Here is a 766-nt window from a genome sequence, read left to right as displayed (position 1 = left end):
CGGCGAGTCGACGCGGACGGCGCGCGCCGCGGGGAGCGCGGGCGCGTCGGCCGTCCGGGGCGGGGCGTGGGGCGGTGGATCGGGGTGTCGTGTCCATGGATCCCACGCTCCCCGGTCGACGCCCGCCGCACAGGGCGCGGGAGTCGGCACCCGGGTTGCGACTCAGGTCGCAGGCGGCGCCGCCGCGGGTGGGCGGGGTCGGGGTCAGGCGGTCAGCGGTCAGCGGTCAGCGGTCAGCGGTCAGCGGTCAGATGATCGACGGTCAGGCGTCGGCCACGAGCTCGACCTTCATGCGCTCCCCGTCCTCGAGGAACGCGGCGCGGTGGTCCGGCCCCCCGGCGAACGGGTGGCGGTCGACGTAGAGGTGCGCCCAGCCGTGCTCCGGCGCCGCGACCCAGAGCCGCTCGACGTCGGCGGCGGACCCCGCGTGGAAGGCGAGGTGGCTGAGGCCCGCTCCACGGCGGTCGTGCGGGACGTCCCGCGGAGCGCGGGCGATCACGAGGTACGCGTCGCCGAGGCGCAGCGTGGCGCCGGCGGACCAGCGAGTCTCCTCCGCGTAGCCGAGCTCGCCGAGGAGCCAGCCCCAGGAGGCGAGCGCGGCGTCGAGGTCGCGCACCTGTAGCTCGACGTGGTGCAGGGATCCGCGTGCGGGCGTCACGCGGGGCGCCGCCGCGCGACCGCGTGCTCCGCCAGGAACACGGCGGGCCGCAGGCCCAGCCGCCGGTCGGCCCGGCGCAGGAGGCGCGTCGCCGCCAGGGCGTCGGCG

1 protein-coding gene is annotated in these 766 nt (G+C 78.3%); it reads right to left on the bottom strand.

Annotation, left to right across the window (positions count from 1 at the left end; all coding sequences use genetic code 11):
* Positions 1-262 precede the first annotated feature (262 nt).
* The gene (locus Q6969_RS16060) at positions 263-658 is read right to left on the bottom strand and encodes a VOC family protein (protein WP_317231333.1); all 396 of its coding nucleotides are present in this window, start codon (positions 656-658) and stop codon (positions 263-265) included.
* Between the last annotated feature and the right edge of the window lie 108 nt (positions 659-766).

This window comes from Clavibacter sp. MX14-G9D (assembly GCF_032917815.1).
Lineage (GTDB): Bacteria > Actinomycetota > Actinomycetes > Actinomycetales > Microbacteriaceae > Clavibacter > Clavibacter michiganensis_K.
The sequence above is the reverse complement of the archived record's forward strand: the minus strand, read 5'-3'. Positions and strand labels throughout refer to the sequence as shown.